This window comes from Methylomonas aurea (assembly GCF_024505045.1).
Taxonomy (GTDB): Bacteria; Pseudomonadota; Gammaproteobacteria; order Methylococcales; family Methylomonadaceae; genus Methylomonas; species Methylomonas aurea.
This window is the reverse complement of sequence record NZ_JANIBM010000044.1, coordinates 14,484-29,003: the sequence shown is the minus strand read 5'-3', so window position 1 is coordinate 29,003 and position 14,520 is coordinate 14,484. Positions and strand designations below refer to the sequence as shown.

Sequence of the window (14,520 nt, the reverse complement as noted above, 5' to 3'; positions counted from 1 at the left end):
AGCCCGCTGGGGGAGCTGAACCGGATCCAGCCCGAGGTGAAAATTCTTAGGGTCAGGCAGGGAGCCACCAGTGACCAGGTGGAGGTGGACGTGGAGGTGGTAGCGAAGGAGGATAGCACCCAGAAGAACGGCAAGACGCGGACCGATGCATATGATCTGCGGCTGTTCCGTGACGGCCAGCTGGTCGGGCAATGGCCCGAGCCGAAAAGTGAGACGAAGGGGGTAGAGGAACTCGAGGCCTGGCGGGCGGCCAGCCGGGTGCCGATGGCGAAGGATGCCACGAAGACGACGCACACCTTCCCGGTGCGTCTGGCCAGCCGGGACCAGGGTCGGGCGGTCAAGTTCACCGCTTACGCCTTCAACGAGGATCGGGTGAAGAGCGGCACGGCAGAGGACGGCAGCTACAAAGTCCCGGCCGACATTCCCCGGCGCCAGCCGCGGGCGTACGTGTTGACGGTGGGGGTGGACAGCTACGATGAGCCTAAACGCAAGCTGGATTTTGCAGTGAAGGATGGGCAGGCCTTGGCGGCGGCGTTGAGTCATCTGAAGGACTATGAGGTGGTGAAGGTGTCCCTGCTGTCGGGTATGGCTTCTGAACCGCAGGTGACCCAAGATGGTGCGTCCTCTGCTCTCCCGGTGAACCAGGCGATCAAGGCCAACATCCGGGCGATTTTGGAGTTGTTGGCCGGGAAAGGCGAAGCGGAGCGGGAGCGGTTGAAGGGCCTGGTGGGCATCGATCGCCAAGCTATCGAGCAGCTGAAGAAGGCGACCCCGGACGATGTGGTCATCCTTGCCTTCTCCGGTCATGGCTATACCGAGTCCAATGGCCGGTTCTATCTGCTGCCGTCGGATTCGGGGACGGCCAAGGCGATCCGCGAGGACCTGCCGAAATTCATTTCCAGCGAAGAGCTGACGGAGTGGCTGCGCGAAGTCGATGCCGGTGAGTTGGCGATGGTGATCGATGCCTGCCACTCGGCCGCCAGTGTCGATACGCCCGGCTTCAAGCCGGGGCCGATGGGGGACCGGGGGCTGGGTCAGCTGGCCTACGACAAGGGCATGCGGATCCTGGCGGCCACCCAAGCCAATGATGTGGCCATAGAGGCAGATAAACTGGGTCATGGCCTCTTTACCTACGCGCTGGTGAAAGACGGGTTGAAACCAAAGGCCGACAAGAAGAGGCAGGCTGATCTCGACAACGATGGCAAGGTCACCCTGGCCGAGTGGCTGCAGTATGGGGAGAAGCGGGTGCCGGGGGCTGTATGAGGACATCCAGGCGGGTAAGGTAGAGTTGGTCAGCCGCGACCCGAGCATCGATCCGGGCTGGAAGGACCAGGTCGTGCGTCAGGCCGTGTTACATTATCTGGGGAGTTTTTCAACAGAATCGGTCGGTTTGTCTCAATCACGAACGGCCGCTTTCAGGTGTCGGAATTCAATTACAGCTTTCCGGCAATGAATCTGAAGAACTGGCGGTAGCAAGTGTGCCAAATCCGCCCGTTATCGTTAACAGAACTGTTCGGCTGTTCTTTAATAATTAGCTGACTCCCAGCCAACTTTGCTTTCTCTGAAAGCCGCAAGCGTCAAATCTCATCACGAACCGGTCTCTTATTACACTGATTTTTGGACAGGACAGGTTAATAACCCTGGTCAATTTTCAACCGGCGTCAACATTTATGCCATATACTCGCTGAGTGGTGCCATTAAACGATGCTGGCTACACAAAAACATAGGGGGGAACACTATGAACGAAGATACCTTTAACATGGAAATCAGGAAATACCTGAAAACCGTAGGCATCACCTCGCAGCGCGAGATCGAACACGCAGTATACAAAGCGCTGGAATCCGGCAGCTTGGGCGGAGCGGAGACGTTGGCAGTTAAAATGACCCTCGAAGTGCCGGGTGTGGGCATTTGCCACTGTATCGAAGGAACCCTGGCGCTGGAATAGGTTATCGGCGGTAGCGTCTAGGTCGTTGCGGTTTGCAATAACTTTTTCAAGACGGTGCGAAGTATACCGCCGTCCCGATAGTATTGGGCTTCGATGGCCGTATCGACGCGGCTTATGGTGCGGAAGTGGATGGTCGAACCGTCTTTGGCAGCGGCCGAGACGTGTATTTCCCGGCTGGTGATTGCGTCGCTCAAATCGATAGAAAAAACTTCGTTGCCCGTCAACTGGAGATTAGTTACCGTATCGCCGGCCAGAAACTGTAACGGCAGGATACCCATGCCGATCAGGTTACTGCGGTGGATGCGCTCGTAACTCTCGGCGATCACCACTTTAACGCCCAACAAATACGGGCCTTTGGCCGCCCAGTCGCGGGATGAGCCGGAACCGTATTCTTTACCGGCCAGAATGCATAGCGGCGTACCGGCTTGCTTGTAGCGGATTGCCGCGTCAAAAAAACTGAGCCGGTCGCCGCTGGGATGGTGAACGGTCAGGTTACCTTCGCCGCCCGGTACCAGTAGGTTGCGAATGCGAATGTTGGCAAAGGTGCCGCGGCTCATCACCTCGTCATTGCCTCGGCGCGAGCCGTAGCTATTCCAGTCGTTACGGGCTATGCCGTGTTCCAACAAATAGGCCGCAGCCGGGGAGTCGGCGGCTATTTGTCCGGCCGGGGAAATATGGTCGGTCGTCACCGAGTCGCCGAATAGCGCCAATACCCGCAAGTCGGTGAGCGGTGCAATTGATTGCGTTATCTTGGTCATACCCTCGAAGAAAGGTGGTTTACGGATATAAGTCGAGTCGGCTTGCCATTGGTAACGTTCGGATACGGCCACCGGAATTTGTTGCCATGCCGGGCTGCCAGAAAACACGTCGGCGTAACGTTGTTTGAAAATGTGCGGCGTGACGAATTGTTTGATGGTATCGGTGATTTCCCGGTTGCTCGGCCAGACGTCTTTCAGATAGACCGGCTGACCGTCGCTACCTGTACCAAGCGGATCGCGACTGATATCCACCGCCGTCGACCCGGCCAACGCAAAAGCCACTACCAACGGCGGCGAAGCCAGATAATTGGTTTTGGTCAACGGGTGTACCCGGCCTTCGAAATTGCGGTTGCCGGACAATACTGCCGAAGCCACCAGATGATTGTCGAGTATGGCTTTTTCCACCGCAGGATCCAGCGGCCCGGAGTTGCCGATGCAGGTGGTGCAGCCGTAACCCACCAGATAGAATCCCAATTGTTCCAAGTACGGCAGTAATCCGGATTTTTGTAAATAGTCCGTCACTACCAACGATCCCGGAGCCAATGAGGTCTTCACATAGTTTTTGACTTTAAGGCCTTTTTCCGCGGCCTTTTTAGCCAACAGGCCGGCGGCGATCATGACCGAGGGATTGCTGGTATTGGTACAGGACGTGATGGCGGCAATCGCCACGGCGCCATGGCTGATGGTTTCGGTAGTGCCACGGATTGTCACCGCAGCCTGTCGATTCAATTCGCTTTCCGCAAGACCGATACCTTGGTTGCCGGCCGGTGCGATAAGCATTTGTCGGTAGCTCGGCCCTACGCGGCTCAACGGAATCCGATCTTGCGGGCGTTTGGGGCCGGCGACCGACGGTTCGATGGCGGCAAGATCAACCTCGACTACCTGGCTGAACTCCGGGGCCGACGTCGATTCGTCGCGAAACAAACCTTGCTGTCTGGCATAACGCTTGACCAGAGCTATTTGTTCGTCGCTGCGGCCGGTCAGGCGCAGATAGTCCAGCGTTTCGGCGTCGATCGGGAAATAGCTCACCGTCGCGCCTTGCTCCGGTGCCATGTTGCTGATGGTGGCCCGATCTGCGACGCTCAGCGTTGACAGGCCGGAGCCGAAAAACTCGACGAATTTTCCGACTACGCCGATCTGACGGCAGAGTTCGGTCAGCCGCAACACCAGATCGGTGGCGGTAACGCCAGGCGGCAGGTCGCCGATTAGTTTGATGCCAACCACGTCGGGCAGCAACATATAGATCGGTTGATCCAACATCACCGCTTCGGCTTCGATGCCGCCTACGCCCCAGGCCAGCACGCCCAAACCGTTGACCATAGGCGTGTGCGAATCCGTACCGACGCAGCTATCGGGGTAACAGACATTAGCGGTGTTATCGCGGAACACCACCGAAGCCAGATATTCCAGATTGACCTGATGGACGATGCCGGTGGCGGGCGGGACGACCCGCAAATTGCGAAATGCGGCTTGTCCCCATTTCAGAAAGGCATAGCGTTCGGCATTACGTTGAAACTCCAGCGTTTCGTTCATCGCCAAAGCATTGGCCTTGCCGAAATAATCGACCTGCACCGAATGATCGATCACCAGATCGCACGGCACCAACGGATTGACCTTGCCAGGGTCGCCGCCCAAGTTGCTGATCGCATCGCGCATTGCCGCCAAGTCGACCAAGGCGGGGACGCCGGTAAAATCCTGTAACACCACCCGCGCGGGTTTGAAGGGTATTTCATGTCGGTCGCCGTGAGCTTGCCAACCGGCCAGCTTGAGTACGTCTTCTTCTAAGATTTGGTAGCCGTCGCAGTGGCGCAATGCCGATTCCAGCAGAATCTTAATGCTGAACGGTAGCCGGGCAATATCCATTCCGTTGCCAATATTCAGGTCAGGTAACGAATAATAGATACTCCGAGGAGCCGATGCCAGGCCTAAAGGCCGTATTACACCGAAAGGATCGAAATTTGCCATGATCTATTCTCCTGTCATTTGGAGAGGTGTCGGCGCGATATCGCCGCATTCCGGGAGACTCACGGCGGCCGACTAAGTTCGCCTGGCCCAGCGAGTTAGCCATCGCAATTATCCGCAACCCAAAAGTTTGTTAAAAAATCAAACTTATCGTTGCCTCTATTGTCGGATGTTTTCAACGTTGCGAATGGCTTCATCCCATATTCCAAAGGGGGCGTTATGGCTAATACCGAAATCGATCAGGATGCTGTCCTCAGTGTTTTGAATACTATTCTGGAAGCCGAGTTGGCCGGGGTGGTGCGTTATACCCACTATGCCTTGATGGTCTTTGGCTATAACCGCATTCCGATTGTCTCGTGGATGCGTGCGCAAGCCACCGAATCCTTGGCGCATGCCAATCAGGCCGGCGAGATGATCACCCATTTTGGCGGACACCCTTCATTGGGGATCGGGCCATTGCTAGAAACCCACCGTCACGACATTGGCGATATTCTGCGCGAATCGCTGGAGCACGAAACGCAAGCCTTGGCCGAATACCATCGCCTGCTGGATTTGGTGAATGGCCGCAATGTGCTGCTGGAAGAATATGCGCGCCGCCTGTGTGCCCTGGAAGAAACGCACGTCGGCGAGGTGCGGAAGATGTTGTTGAACCCCAGCAGTTTATAGGCGGATCCCGATATGAACACGGAGTCTTCCGGCGTAAGAATAGAGACGGACTCGTTTGGCGAAATCGCCGTGCCGGCCGAGAAATACTGGGGCGCGCAAACCCAGCGGTCGTTGCAGCATTTCAAGATCGGTGGAGAACGATTACCCAGGTCGCTGATTCGGGCACTCGGCATCGTCAAGCGCTGCGCGGCGCTGGCTAACGTCGAAGTCGTCAATCTCGATACCACGATAGCCCAGGCGATAGCCGAGGCGGCTCAGAAAGTCATAGACGGCGAATTGGACGAGCATTTTCCGTTAGTGATCTGGCAAACCGGTTCCGGCACCCAGTCCAACATGAATGCCAACGAGGTTATTGCCAACGTAGCCTGCGAACGGCTCGGCGGGGCATTGGGTTCGAAAATACCGGTGCATCCCAACGACCATTGCAATCGCAGCCAATCTACCAACGATACTTTTCCCACCGCGATGCATATCGCCACGGTCGAACAAATACACTATTTGCTGCTACCGGCTTTGCAAGGTCTGCACCGGGCCTTGCTAGATAAGACCGAGGCCTGGGACGGCATCGTCAAAATTGGCCGCACACACTTGCAGGATGCCACACCGTTGACGTTGGGCCAGGAGTTTTCAGGTTATGCCGCCCAAATCCGCCTTGGTATCGAGCGCATCAACGATAGCCTGAAACGCTTGTACCCATTGGCCCAAGGCGGTACGGCGGTCGGCACCGGGCTGAACGCCAAGCCTGGCTTTGCCGAGGCCTTCGCCGAACAGGTGGCCAGTTTTACCGGATTGCCGTTCGTTTCTGCCGACAATAAATTCGAGGCGATAGCCAGCCACGAAGCCCTGGTGGAAATCTCCGGGGTATTGAGCTGTATCGCGGTGAGCCTGAATAAAATCGCCAACGATATTCGCCTGCTCGGTTCCGGGCCGCGTTGCGGCTTGGGTGAATTGATACTTCCCGAAAACGAACCCGGCTCGTCGATCATGCCCGGCAAGGTCAATCCCACTCAGTGCGAGGCCTTGAGCATGGTCTGCGCGCAAGTTATCGGCAATCACGCCACGGTGACCTTCGCCGGCGCGCAAGGGCATCTGGAGCTGAATGCCCTCAAGCCGGTGATCATTTATAACGTCCTGCAATCGATCCGTTTGTTGGCCGACGCCGTAACCAGTTTTACTGAGCATTGTCTGGTCGGCATTATGCCGAATACCGAGCGTATCGAGCAGTTGCTGCAACAATCGCTGATGTTGGTGACCGCGTTGGTGCCCCATATCGGTTACGACAATGCGGCCCATATTGCAAAGACGGCAATGGACAATCGGAGTACGCTACGCGAAGCTGCAATCGCCAGCGGCTTGATCAGCGCCGAAGGATTCGACGCCATCGTTCGCCCCGAGCGTATGATTTCAACCCAATACTGCGCAGTAAAATCGTAATATCACAGGCCTTTCCTTGTTACATACCCAGCGCCGATCGGGATGGCATGTTGACCGGAACTATCGGTGTCAGCGTCAGTTCGCTAGAAAATGACCACCAAGCGGTCAAAGTAATAATCGATCCGCCTTCGCGTCCCTGGCGGATTTGATCCAATAGACATTCCGGCTTTATCCCGACAGGAGATCGACATGACGACCCAAGACCTCCCTGAAAAAGCTTACCAATGGGTTTGCCTGCAGTGCGGCTACAACATGATCGGCGAAATGCCGGGCGTTTGCCCGTTTTGCGGCGCCAGCCACGATCAATTCCTGGCCTGGGATGACGCCGAAAAAACCTATCACGTTACCGCCAGCCCGGTAAACGACGTGGTCAGCCAATTGCTGTCGGTGCCGAGACTGGGTTTGGAGCACGCCGCGTACCGCATCGAAACCGCGGACGGTGCGGTATGGATCGATTCGCCGTCGGCGTTCAACCGCACTCTGGCACCGGTGCAAAGCATATTATTCACCCACCACCATTTTCTCGGGGCCTCCAACCAATACCGGCGTCTATGGAACGTCGAGGTTTGGTTGCACGAACTGGACGCCAAGCATCGCTTGGTGGATTTATTCGACATCGATCGGCGCTTCGACGACGATTTCAACCATCGCGGTATTGAGGCTTACTTCGTCGGCGGCCATACGCCGGGATTTACCTTCTACATCTACCAAGACGTCTTATTCATCTGCGACTACGTATTTCTCACCGCATCTGGCCTGGAATTCAACCCTTACGGACCCGGCTCGGAAACTCGCAAGCAAGCGCAACGGATTTACCGGATCGTTGCCGATAAAGCCCTGAAAACCGTATGCGGTTACAACTATGTAGCCAATTTCTCCGACTGGCTGCCGGGATTCGAACGGCTGTTAGCTGTCACGTGAGATTTGCCATGCCGGCCGAAACCTCACGCCCAAATAGCTCGCCTTTGACCGTGTATTACGACGGCGACTGCCCGAAATGCATTCGCGACCGCGATACCTATCAAAAGCTTTCCGGCGCTAGCAACGAACAAGTTTGCTGGTTTGACATAACTGGCCAGGAAAACCGATTACGCGAACTTGGCATCGATCCGCAACAAGCCTTGGCGGAGTTGCACGTGCACGATGCGGACGGCCGCATCGTCTCCGAGTTGGATGCGTACATTTTGTTGATGGCTAAAGTCCCGAAGCTGAAACCGCTGGCCTGGTTGATCGGCCTGCCCATCATTCGGCCCTTGCTGGCCAAGCTGTATCATTGGCAGGTCAATCGCCGCTTGCGGCGCAGAGGCTTGCTATAAAGCCATTGCGGCGAACTTAAGTTATCACTCCGACCCAGAGGACTTTCATGACTACCAGTATCGAAATCAGCGAATCGGTCCGCCATTACTACAGCCAAGTGCTGCAATCCAGCAGCGATCTGAAAACCAGCGCCTGTTGCAGTATCGACGCCATGCCGGCGCACTTGAAAGCACTGCTGGCCGGACTGCATCCGGAAGTGCTGGAGCGTTTTTACGGTTGCGGTTCGCCGTTACCGCCGGCCTTGGACGGCATGACCGTGCTCGACCTGGGCTGCGGCACCGGCCGCGACTGCTATTTGCTGTCCAGACTGGTCGGCCCGCAGGGACGGGTGATCGGCGTCGATATGACCCCGGAGCAACTGGAAGTGGCCGTTCGCCATCGCGACTGGCATGCCGAACGCTTCGGCTATGCCAATGTCGAGTTTTTGCACGGCCATATCGAGAACTTGCATACGGTGGGGATTGCCGATAACAGCATCGACGTGGTGGTGTCCAATTGCGTGATCAATCTGTCGCCGGAAAAGCCGCGGGTGCTGGCGGAAATTTTTCGGGTGTTGAAACCTGGCGGCGAACTGTATTTTTCCGACGTCTTCGCCGACCGCCGCATTCCCCCCGCCTTGCGCCAAGATCCGGTGTTGTTGGGCGAGTGCCTGGGCGGAGCGTTGTATTGGGAGGATTTTCGGCGGATCATGCAGCAACTGGGTTGCCCGGACGTGCGTAGCGTCAAAGCCTCTCCGATCAGTCTCGACGATCCGGAGGTATTCGCCAAGATCGGCATGGTCAATTTCCAGTCGATTACCGTGCGGGCATTCAAAATGCCGCTGGAAGACCGTTGCGAGGACTTTGGTCAGGTCGCGATGTATTTGGGCACTATCGAACAACATCCGCATAGTTTCGATCTGGACGACCATCATCATTTCGAGACCGACCGGCCGCTGCGGGTATGTGGCAACACTGCCGACATGCTGGCTGGCAGCCGCTACGGCCAGCATTTTCAGGTGTTGGGCGACAAATCGCGCCACTTCGGTTTATTCGATTGCGCTGCCGGTCCGCAAACGGATGCCAACACCAGCGGGGCATGCTGTTGAAACGCCAATGGCTGTTGCCGTGGCTTTTAGCGCTGCAACCGGCGGCGGCCGAAAACGTAATCGGCATTGGCGAATTCAGCCGTAACAGTCTGGATGGCTGGGAGCCGCATCGCTTCAAGGGCGAAACCCTCTATCGGTTGCAGATCGCCGAGGGCCGAGCGGTTTTGCATGCCGACAGCCGGGCCGCCGCTTCGGGCTTGTTCAAGGAGCAAACCATCGATTTGCGGCAAACGCCGTTTCTGAACTGGTCGTGGCGGGTCGGCAAACCCTTGAGCGGACTCGATGAACAAAGCAAGGCCGGCGACGATTATGCGGCGCGGGTCTACGTGGTGGTGCGCGGCGGCTGGGCGTTTTGGCAAACCAAGGCCATCAATTACGTCTGGGCCGGCAGCAGCGAACAGGGTAGGGTCTGGCCCAATGCCTTTGCCGGCGAAAAGGCGATGATGCTGGCTTTGCGCGACGCGCAAGCGCCTTTGAACGCGTGGCAAGCGGAAAAGCGTAACGTGCGCGACGACTTCAAACGGCTGTTCGGCGAAGACATCGTCACCATCGATGCCGTCGCCATCATGACCGATACTGACAATAGCGCCGGCCAGGCGTCGGCCGACTACGGCGACATCTGGTTTTCCAGGGATTAACCATGCACGACATCAGACCTTTGTTAAGCGATAGCGATTTCCCGGCCATTGTTCGCCAGCCGCTGGAAATTCTGCAACTCAATCTCGGTTATTTATGCAATCTGAGCTGCCTGCATTGCCATGTCAATGCCGGACCGAAGCGCAGCGAGCTGATGAGCGGGGAGACCATCGAACAAGTGCTGGCATTCGCGGCGGCGGCCGGTATCCATACCCTGGATTTGACCGGCGGCGCGCCGGAAATGCATCCCGATTTTCGCGAGCTGGTGCGGGCGGCGCGCGACCGAAATATCGAGGTCATCGACCGTTGCAATCTGACGATACTCGAAGCGCCGGGTTTTACCGATATGGCGGAATTTCTGGCCGAGCAACAGGTGCAAATCGTCGCTTCTTTGCCGTGTTACCTGGAAGACAACGTCGACAAGCAGCGCGGCAAGGGCGTGTTCAGGGATAGTCTGGCGGCGTTGCGGCGCTTGAATGCGCTGGGCTACGGCCAAGCGGGCAGCAGCCTGGAACTGAATCTGGTCTACAACCCGCAAGGCGCAGCGCTGCCACCCGAGCAACAGTCATTGCAGCAAGCCTATAAACAGCATCTTGAACAGGACTACGGCATCGTTTTCAACCGCCTGTATACCCTCGCCAACATGCCGATCCAGCGTTTCGGCAGTTTGCTGGTCAGCCAGGGCCGTTTCCAGAGTTACCTGAATTTGCTGAAAGACAACTTCAGCGCCGGCAATCTCGACAACCTAATGTGCCGGACCACGCTGAGTATCGACTGGCAGGGTTACCTGTATGACTGCGATTTCAACCAGATGCTGGCCATGCCGTTGGGGGCGTCGGCTGGCGGCAGGCTACATATCACTGAGCTGAATCCTGCAACCTTGCAAAACGCGCCGATTGCCACCGCCGCTCATTGTTACGGTTGCACCGCCGGACAGGGCAGTAGCTGCACAGGCGCTTTAAGCGTCTGAGAGAAATCGGCCGCAATGGTTTCGGCCATATTTACCGGAGGGTCGCATGAAACTAACAAAAATAAAGCTGGCGTTGCTGATCAGCCTGTCAGTGATCTTGTTCTTTGCTTTCGGTTTTCAGCACTATCTCACTTTGGAAAACCTGAAAGCCCAGCAGGTAGCCATCGAGCAATACCGGCAAAGCCAGCCTTTGCTGGCAGCGATGTTGTATGCCCTGCTGTACATCGCCGTGACCGGTTTGTCGTTGCCCGGTGCCGCGGTTTTGACGCTGGCGGGAGGTGTAATTTTCGGCCTGTTCTGGAGCACGATCATCGTCTCGTTTGCGTCGAGCATCGGCGCGACCCTGGCTTTTCTGGCAGCGCGTTTTTTGTTTCGCGATTGGGTCCGCGCCAGGTTCGGCCCACGCCTGCAAGCCATCGAAGCCGGTTTGCAGCGCGACGGCGCTTATTATCTGTTCACCTTGCGACTGGTGCCGATATTCCCGTTCTTTCTGATCAACCTGGCGATGGGCTTGACGCCGATGCCGGTGAAAACCTTTTATTGGGTCAGCCAGATCGGCATGCTGGCCGGCACCATCGTCTACGTCAACGCCGGCACGCAACTGGCCAAAATCGAAACGTTGGCCGACATCATGTCGCCCGGTCTGCTGGCGTCCTTTGCGCTTTTGGGCGTCTTCCCTCTGCTGGCTCGGCGCATTGCCGATTTCCTGGAACAGCGCAAAGCCTTTGCGGCCTGGAACAAGCCGGCCCGCTTCGATAACAATCTGGTGGTGATCGGCGCCGGTGCCGGCGGCCTGACCACGGCTTATATCGCCGCAGCCCTGAAAGCCAAAGTCACCCTGATCGAAAAACACAAGATGGGCGGCGACTGCCTGAACAGCGGTTGCGTGCCGTCCAAGGCCTTGCTGCGTTCGGCCAAATTCCTCGCTCAAATCAAGCGCGCCAAGGCTTACGGCATCGCTAGCGCCCGAGCCGATTGCGATTTTGCCGAGGTCATGGAACGGGTACGGCAGGTAGTCGACGCCGTCGCGCCCCACGATTCGATCGAGCGCTATACCGAGTTGGGCGTGGAAGTGATCCAGGGCGCGGCCAAAATCGTTTCGCCGTGGGTAGTTGAAGTTACGACGGCCGAAGTAGTAAAGACCATCACCACCCGCGCCATCGTCATCGCCACCGGCGCACGGCCGTTCGTACCGCCGATTGCCGGCATCGAGCGCATCGATTATCTGACTTCCGATACGGTGTGGGATTTGCGCGACCAACCCCAAAATCTGTTGGTGCTAGGCGGAGGGCCGATCGGTTGCGAGTTGGCGCAAGCCTTCGTCCGTTTGGGGAGCCGGGTGACGCTGGTGGAAATGGCGCCACGCCTCTTGTTGCGAGAAGATCCGGAAGTTTCTGCTTCTGTGCTGGAACGGTTTGAACAAGAGGGCATCGATGTGCGGCTGGGCCACACGGCAAAAGAATTTGTTCAGGAAAAGGGCCGGACGCTGCTGCTTGCCGAGCATCAAGGCCAAAGCGTCGAAATCGGATTCGACCGGGTGCTGGTGGCGATAGGCCGGGCCGCCACCGTGCAAGGTTACGGCGCCGAGGAACTGGGCATTGCCTTGTCGCCGCGCAACACCCTGGAGACCAACGCCTTTCAGCAAACCAATTACCCCAACATCTTTGCGGTCGGCGACGTCGCCGGCCCGTACCAATTTACCCATACCGCCTCCCATCAGGCCTGGACTGCGGCGCTGAATGCCTTGTTCGGCGAGGTTAAAAAATTCCGCACCGACGAATCGGCCATCCCCTGCGCGACGTTTACCGATCCGGAAGTCGCCAGGGTAGGGCTGAACGAACAGGACGCCAAGCAAAAAGGTATTGCCTACGAGGTAGCGAGATACGATCTGGCCGACCTGGACCGGGCCATCGCCGACGGCGAAGCCCACGGCTTCGTCAAAGTGTTGACCCTACCCGACGGCGACCGCATCCTGGGCGTGACCATCGTCGGCGAGCACGCCGCCGACCGGCTCGCGGAGTTCGTGCTGGCGATGCGGCATGGCATTGGTTTGAACAAAATTCTCGCCACCATCCACATCTACCCGACCCTGGCCGAAGCCAATAAGTACGCGGCCGGGGTCTGGAAACACGCCCATGCGCCGCAAGGTTTGCTGCGCTGGGTGGAACGCTTTCATCGCTGGCGGCGGGGCGCATGAGACCAAGCATCAGCATCGTCATTCCGGTGCTCAATGAGGCCGGACAGATTGCCGTCCAGCTGCAAGCCTTGCAAGCGTTGCGCGAGCAGTGCCAACTCATTGTGGTCGACGGTGGCAGCGACGACGGCAGTACGGTGCTCGCCGCACCGCTGGCCGACAAGTTGTTGCACGGCCCGCGCGGCCGTGCCAAACAAATGAACCTGGGCGCCGCCGAAGCGGATGGCGAGTGCTTACTGTTTCTGCATGTCGACACCCGATTGCCGGCGGACGCAGTAACGGTCATTCACCAAGTTGTCGCCGAGGGTTACCGCTGGGGCCGCTTCGATGTCGCTTTCGACAGCCCGCAGCCGGTGTTCAAATTGATCGCCTTGATGATGAACTGGCGTTCGCGGCTGACCGGCATTGCCACCGGCGACCAGGCCCTGTTCGTCACCCGGCAGGCGTTTGCCGAGGTCGGCGGCTTTCCGGACATTGCCTTGATGGAAGACATTGCCATTAGCGCAAAATTGAAGAAACTGGGCAGGCCTTGCTGCATTGGTAGCCGCGTCGTCACCTCGGCGCGGCGCTGGCAACAGTACGGTGTCTTGCCTACCATCCTGTTGATGTGGCGCTTGCGGCTGGCGTATTTTTTCGGCGCCGATCCGAACGATCTGGCGTTACGTTACTACGGGAGAAGCTGATGGAAATGCTGGTGCGCTTCGGCGCGTTCGCCATCGTCTTGGCGTTGATGGCAAGCTGGGAGCTTTGGCGGCCGACGCGCCGTTTGAGCATGACGCGGCGCCGGCGCTGGCCTATCAATCTCGGCCTGGCGGCGTTCAATGTTTTGCTGATGCGGCTCAGTATCGGCGCGGCGGCCTGGCTGGCGGCGAATTGGGTGGCCGAACAGCAGATCGGCTTGTTCAACAACCTGCACCTACCATACGGGCTGGCAATCGCGCTGAGTTTGCTGCTGCTGGATTTAGCCATCTACGTCCAGCATGTCGCCGCCCACCGCTGGCGCTGGTTTTGGCGTTTGCATCAGGTGCATCACAGCGATCTGGATTTCGATACCAGCACAGCGCTACGTTTTCATCCCTTGGAAATATTGCTGTCGATGCTGTACAAGACCGCGCTGGTTGTTGCCTTGGGGGCGCCGCCTGTGGCGGTGATCGCCTTCGAAGTCATCCTCAACGGCTGCGCCTTGTTCAATCACGGTAACGTCAGCCTGCCACCCGGCTTGGAGCGCTATTGCCGTTACCTCTTGGTCACCCCGGACATGCATCGCATTCACCACTCCGCCCGCCCAGCGGAAACTGACAGCAATTACGGTTTTTCCTTGTCCTGGTGGGATAGGTTGTTTAGGACTTATTGCCGGCAACCGCAGCAAGTTCAAACGGAAATGCGCATTGGCCTGAACGGTTTTCGAGATGTCGGGGAGTTGAGCTTTATGGATTTATTGGCGATGCCGTTTCGGCCGTTGCGGAAACGTTGATTGTGCACCCAACGCTTGTTTGGTGTGGAAAGTTTAAACGTTTGAAGGACTTTGCTTTGATTATGCCCATGGGGGAA

At 57.5% G+C, this 14,520-nt stretch carries 13 protein-coding genes; 12 read left to right on the top strand and 1 reads right to left on the bottom strand.

Annotated features, from left to right (window positions below; genetic code table 11):
* Together NP603_RS19720 and NP603_RS19715 are read left to right on the top strand one after the other, a co-directional pair.
* On the top strand, window positions 1-1,263 hold a 1,263-nt coding region (locus tag NP603_RS19720; protein WP_256612565.1), incomplete at its 5' end, for a caspase family protein.
* A gap of 475 nt (window positions 1,264-1,738) precedes the next feature.
* The gene (locus NP603_RS19715) at window positions 1,739-1,945 is read left to right on the top strand and encodes a DUF6494 family protein (protein WP_256612564.1); all 207 of its coding nucleotides are present in this window, start codon (window positions 1,739-1,741) and stop codon (window positions 1,943-1,945) included.
* 17 nt (window positions 1,946-1,962) lie between these two features.
* On the opposite strand, the gene acnA is transcribed toward NP603_RS19715, so the two are convergent.
* Window positions 1,963-4,668: an aconitate hydratase AcnA gene (gene acnA, locus NP603_RS19710; RefSeq protein ID WP_256612563.1), complete on the bottom strand. Its 2,706-nt coding sequence runs from the start codon at window positions 4,666-4,668 to the stop codon at window positions 1,963-1,965.
* 216 nt (window positions 4,669-4,884) lie between these two features.
* Here acnA and NP603_RS19705 point away from each other — a divergent pair, with 216 nt between their 5' ends.
* From NP603_RS19705 to NP603_RS19660, 10 genes are all read left to right on the top strand, one after another.
* The gene (locus tag NP603_RS19705; protein WP_256612562.1) at window positions 4,885-5,331 is read left to right on the top strand and encodes a ferritin-like domain-containing protein; all 447 of its coding nucleotides are present in this window, start codon (window positions 4,885-4,887) and stop codon (window positions 5,329-5,331) included.
* A 12-nt stretch (window positions 5,332-5,343) separates the two neighbouring features.
* Entirely contained in the window at window positions 5,344-6,765 is a 1,422-nt protein-coding gene (gene fumC, locus NP603_RS19700) for a class II fumarate hydratase (protein ID WP_256612561.1), read from the top strand.
* A 189-nt stretch (window positions 6,766-6,954) separates the two neighbouring features.
* Window positions 6,955-7,686 (top strand): rubredoxin-like domain-containing protein, encoded by a 732-nt coding sequence (locus tag NP603_RS19695; RefSeq protein ID WP_256612560.1) that lies wholly within the window; start codon window positions 6,955-6,957, stop codon window positions 7,684-7,686.
* Between the two features lie 8 nt (window positions 7,687-7,694).
* Window positions 7,695-8,081, top strand: coding sequence for a thiol-disulfide oxidoreductase DCC family protein (locus NP603_RS19690; protein ID WP_256612559.1), 387 nt, complete (start codon window positions 7,695-7,697; stop codon window positions 8,079-8,081).
* 47 nt (window positions 8,082-8,128) lie between these two features.
* A complete protein-coding gene (locus tag NP603_RS19685) occupies window positions 8,129-9,169 on the top strand; it encodes a methyltransferase domain-containing protein (RefSeq protein WP_256612558.1) in 1,041 nt (346 codons plus the stop codon).
* Window positions 9,160-9,807, top strand: a complete 648-nt coding sequence (locus NP603_RS19680; protein ID WP_256612557.1) for a DUF3047 domain-containing protein — start codon at window positions 9,160-9,162, stop codon at window positions 9,805-9,807. The genes NP603_RS19685 and NP603_RS19680 overlap by 10 nt, the downstream gene beginning before the upstream one ends.
* 2 nt (window positions 9,808-9,809) lie before the next feature.
* Window positions 9,810-10,775 (top strand): arsenosugar biosynthesis radical SAM (seleno)protein ArsS, encoded by a 966-nt coding sequence (gene arsS, locus NP603_RS19675; RefSeq protein WP_256612556.1) that lies wholly within the window; start codon window positions 9,810-9,812, stop codon window positions 10,773-10,775.
* Window positions 10,776-10,821: 46 nt separating this feature from the next.
* A complete protein-coding gene (locus NP603_RS19670; protein ID WP_256612555.1) occupies window positions 10,822-12,972 on the top strand; it encodes a dihydrolipoyl dehydrogenase family protein in 2,151 nt (716 codons plus the stop codon).
* Complete coding sequence (locus NP603_RS19665; protein ID WP_256612554.1) at window positions 12,969-13,652, top strand: TIGR04283 family arsenosugar biosynthesis glycosyltransferase; 684 nt, start codon at window positions 12,969-12,971, stop codon at window positions 13,650-13,652. Before NP603_RS19670 ends, NP603_RS19665 begins: the two co-directional genes overlap by 4 nt.
* Window positions 13,652-14,443 carry a sterol desaturase family protein gene (locus NP603_RS19660; RefSeq protein WP_256612553.1) on the top strand — a complete coding sequence of 264 codons (792 nt, stop codon included), beginning with the start codon at window positions 13,652-13,654 and terminating at the stop codon, window positions 14,441-14,443. Before NP603_RS19665 ends, NP603_RS19660 begins: the two co-directional genes overlap by 1 nt.
* Window positions 14,444-14,520 lie beyond the last annotated feature (77 nt).

Excerpts from the sequence above, each read along its gene's own strand:
- NP603_RS19715 (WP_256612564.1), top strand. The coding sequence starts at position 1,739 with ATGAACGAAGATACCTTTAACATGGAAATCAGGAAATACCTGAAAACC.
- acnA (WP_256612563.1), bottom strand. The coding sequence starts at position 4,668 with ATGGCAAATTTCGATCCTTTCGGTGTAATACGGCCTTTAGGCCTGGCA.
- NP603_RS19705 (WP_256612562.1), top strand. The coding sequence starts at position 4,885 with ATGGCTAATACCGAAATCGATCAGGATGCTGTCCTCAGTGTTTTGAAT.
- fumC (WP_256612561.1), top strand. The coding sequence starts at position 5,344 with ATGAACACGGAGTCTTCCGGCGTAAGAATAGAGACGGACTCGTTTGGC.
- NP603_RS19695 (WP_256612560.1), top strand. The coding sequence starts at position 6,955 with ATGACGACCCAAGACCTCCCTGAAAAAGCTTACCAATGGGTTTGCCTG.
- NP603_RS19690 (WP_256612559.1), top strand. The coding sequence starts at position 7,695 with ATGCCGGCCGAAACCTCACGCCCAAATAGCTCGCCTTTGACCGTGTAT.
- NP603_RS19685 (WP_256612558.1), top strand. The coding sequence starts at position 8,129 with ATGACTACCAGTATCGAAATCAGCGAATCGGTCCGCCATTACTACAGC.
- NP603_RS19680 (WP_256612557.1), top strand. The coding sequence starts at position 9,160 with ATGCTGTTGAAACGCCAATGGCTGTTGCCGTGGCTTTTAGCGCTGCAA.
- arsS (WP_256612556.1), top strand. The coding sequence starts at position 9,810 with ATGCACGACATCAGACCTTTGTTAAGCGATAGCGATTTCCCGGCCATT.
- NP603_RS19670 (WP_256612555.1), top strand. The coding sequence starts at position 10,822 with ATGAAACTAACAAAAATAAAGCTGGCGTTGCTGATCAGCCTGTCAGTG.
- NP603_RS19665 (WP_256612554.1), top strand. The coding sequence starts at position 12,969 with ATGAGACCAAGCATCAGCATCGTCATTCCGGTGCTCAATGAGGCCGGA.
- NP603_RS19660 (WP_256612553.1), top strand. The coding sequence starts at position 13,652 with ATGGAAATGCTGGTGCGCTTCGGCGCGTTCGCCATCGTCTTGGCGTTG.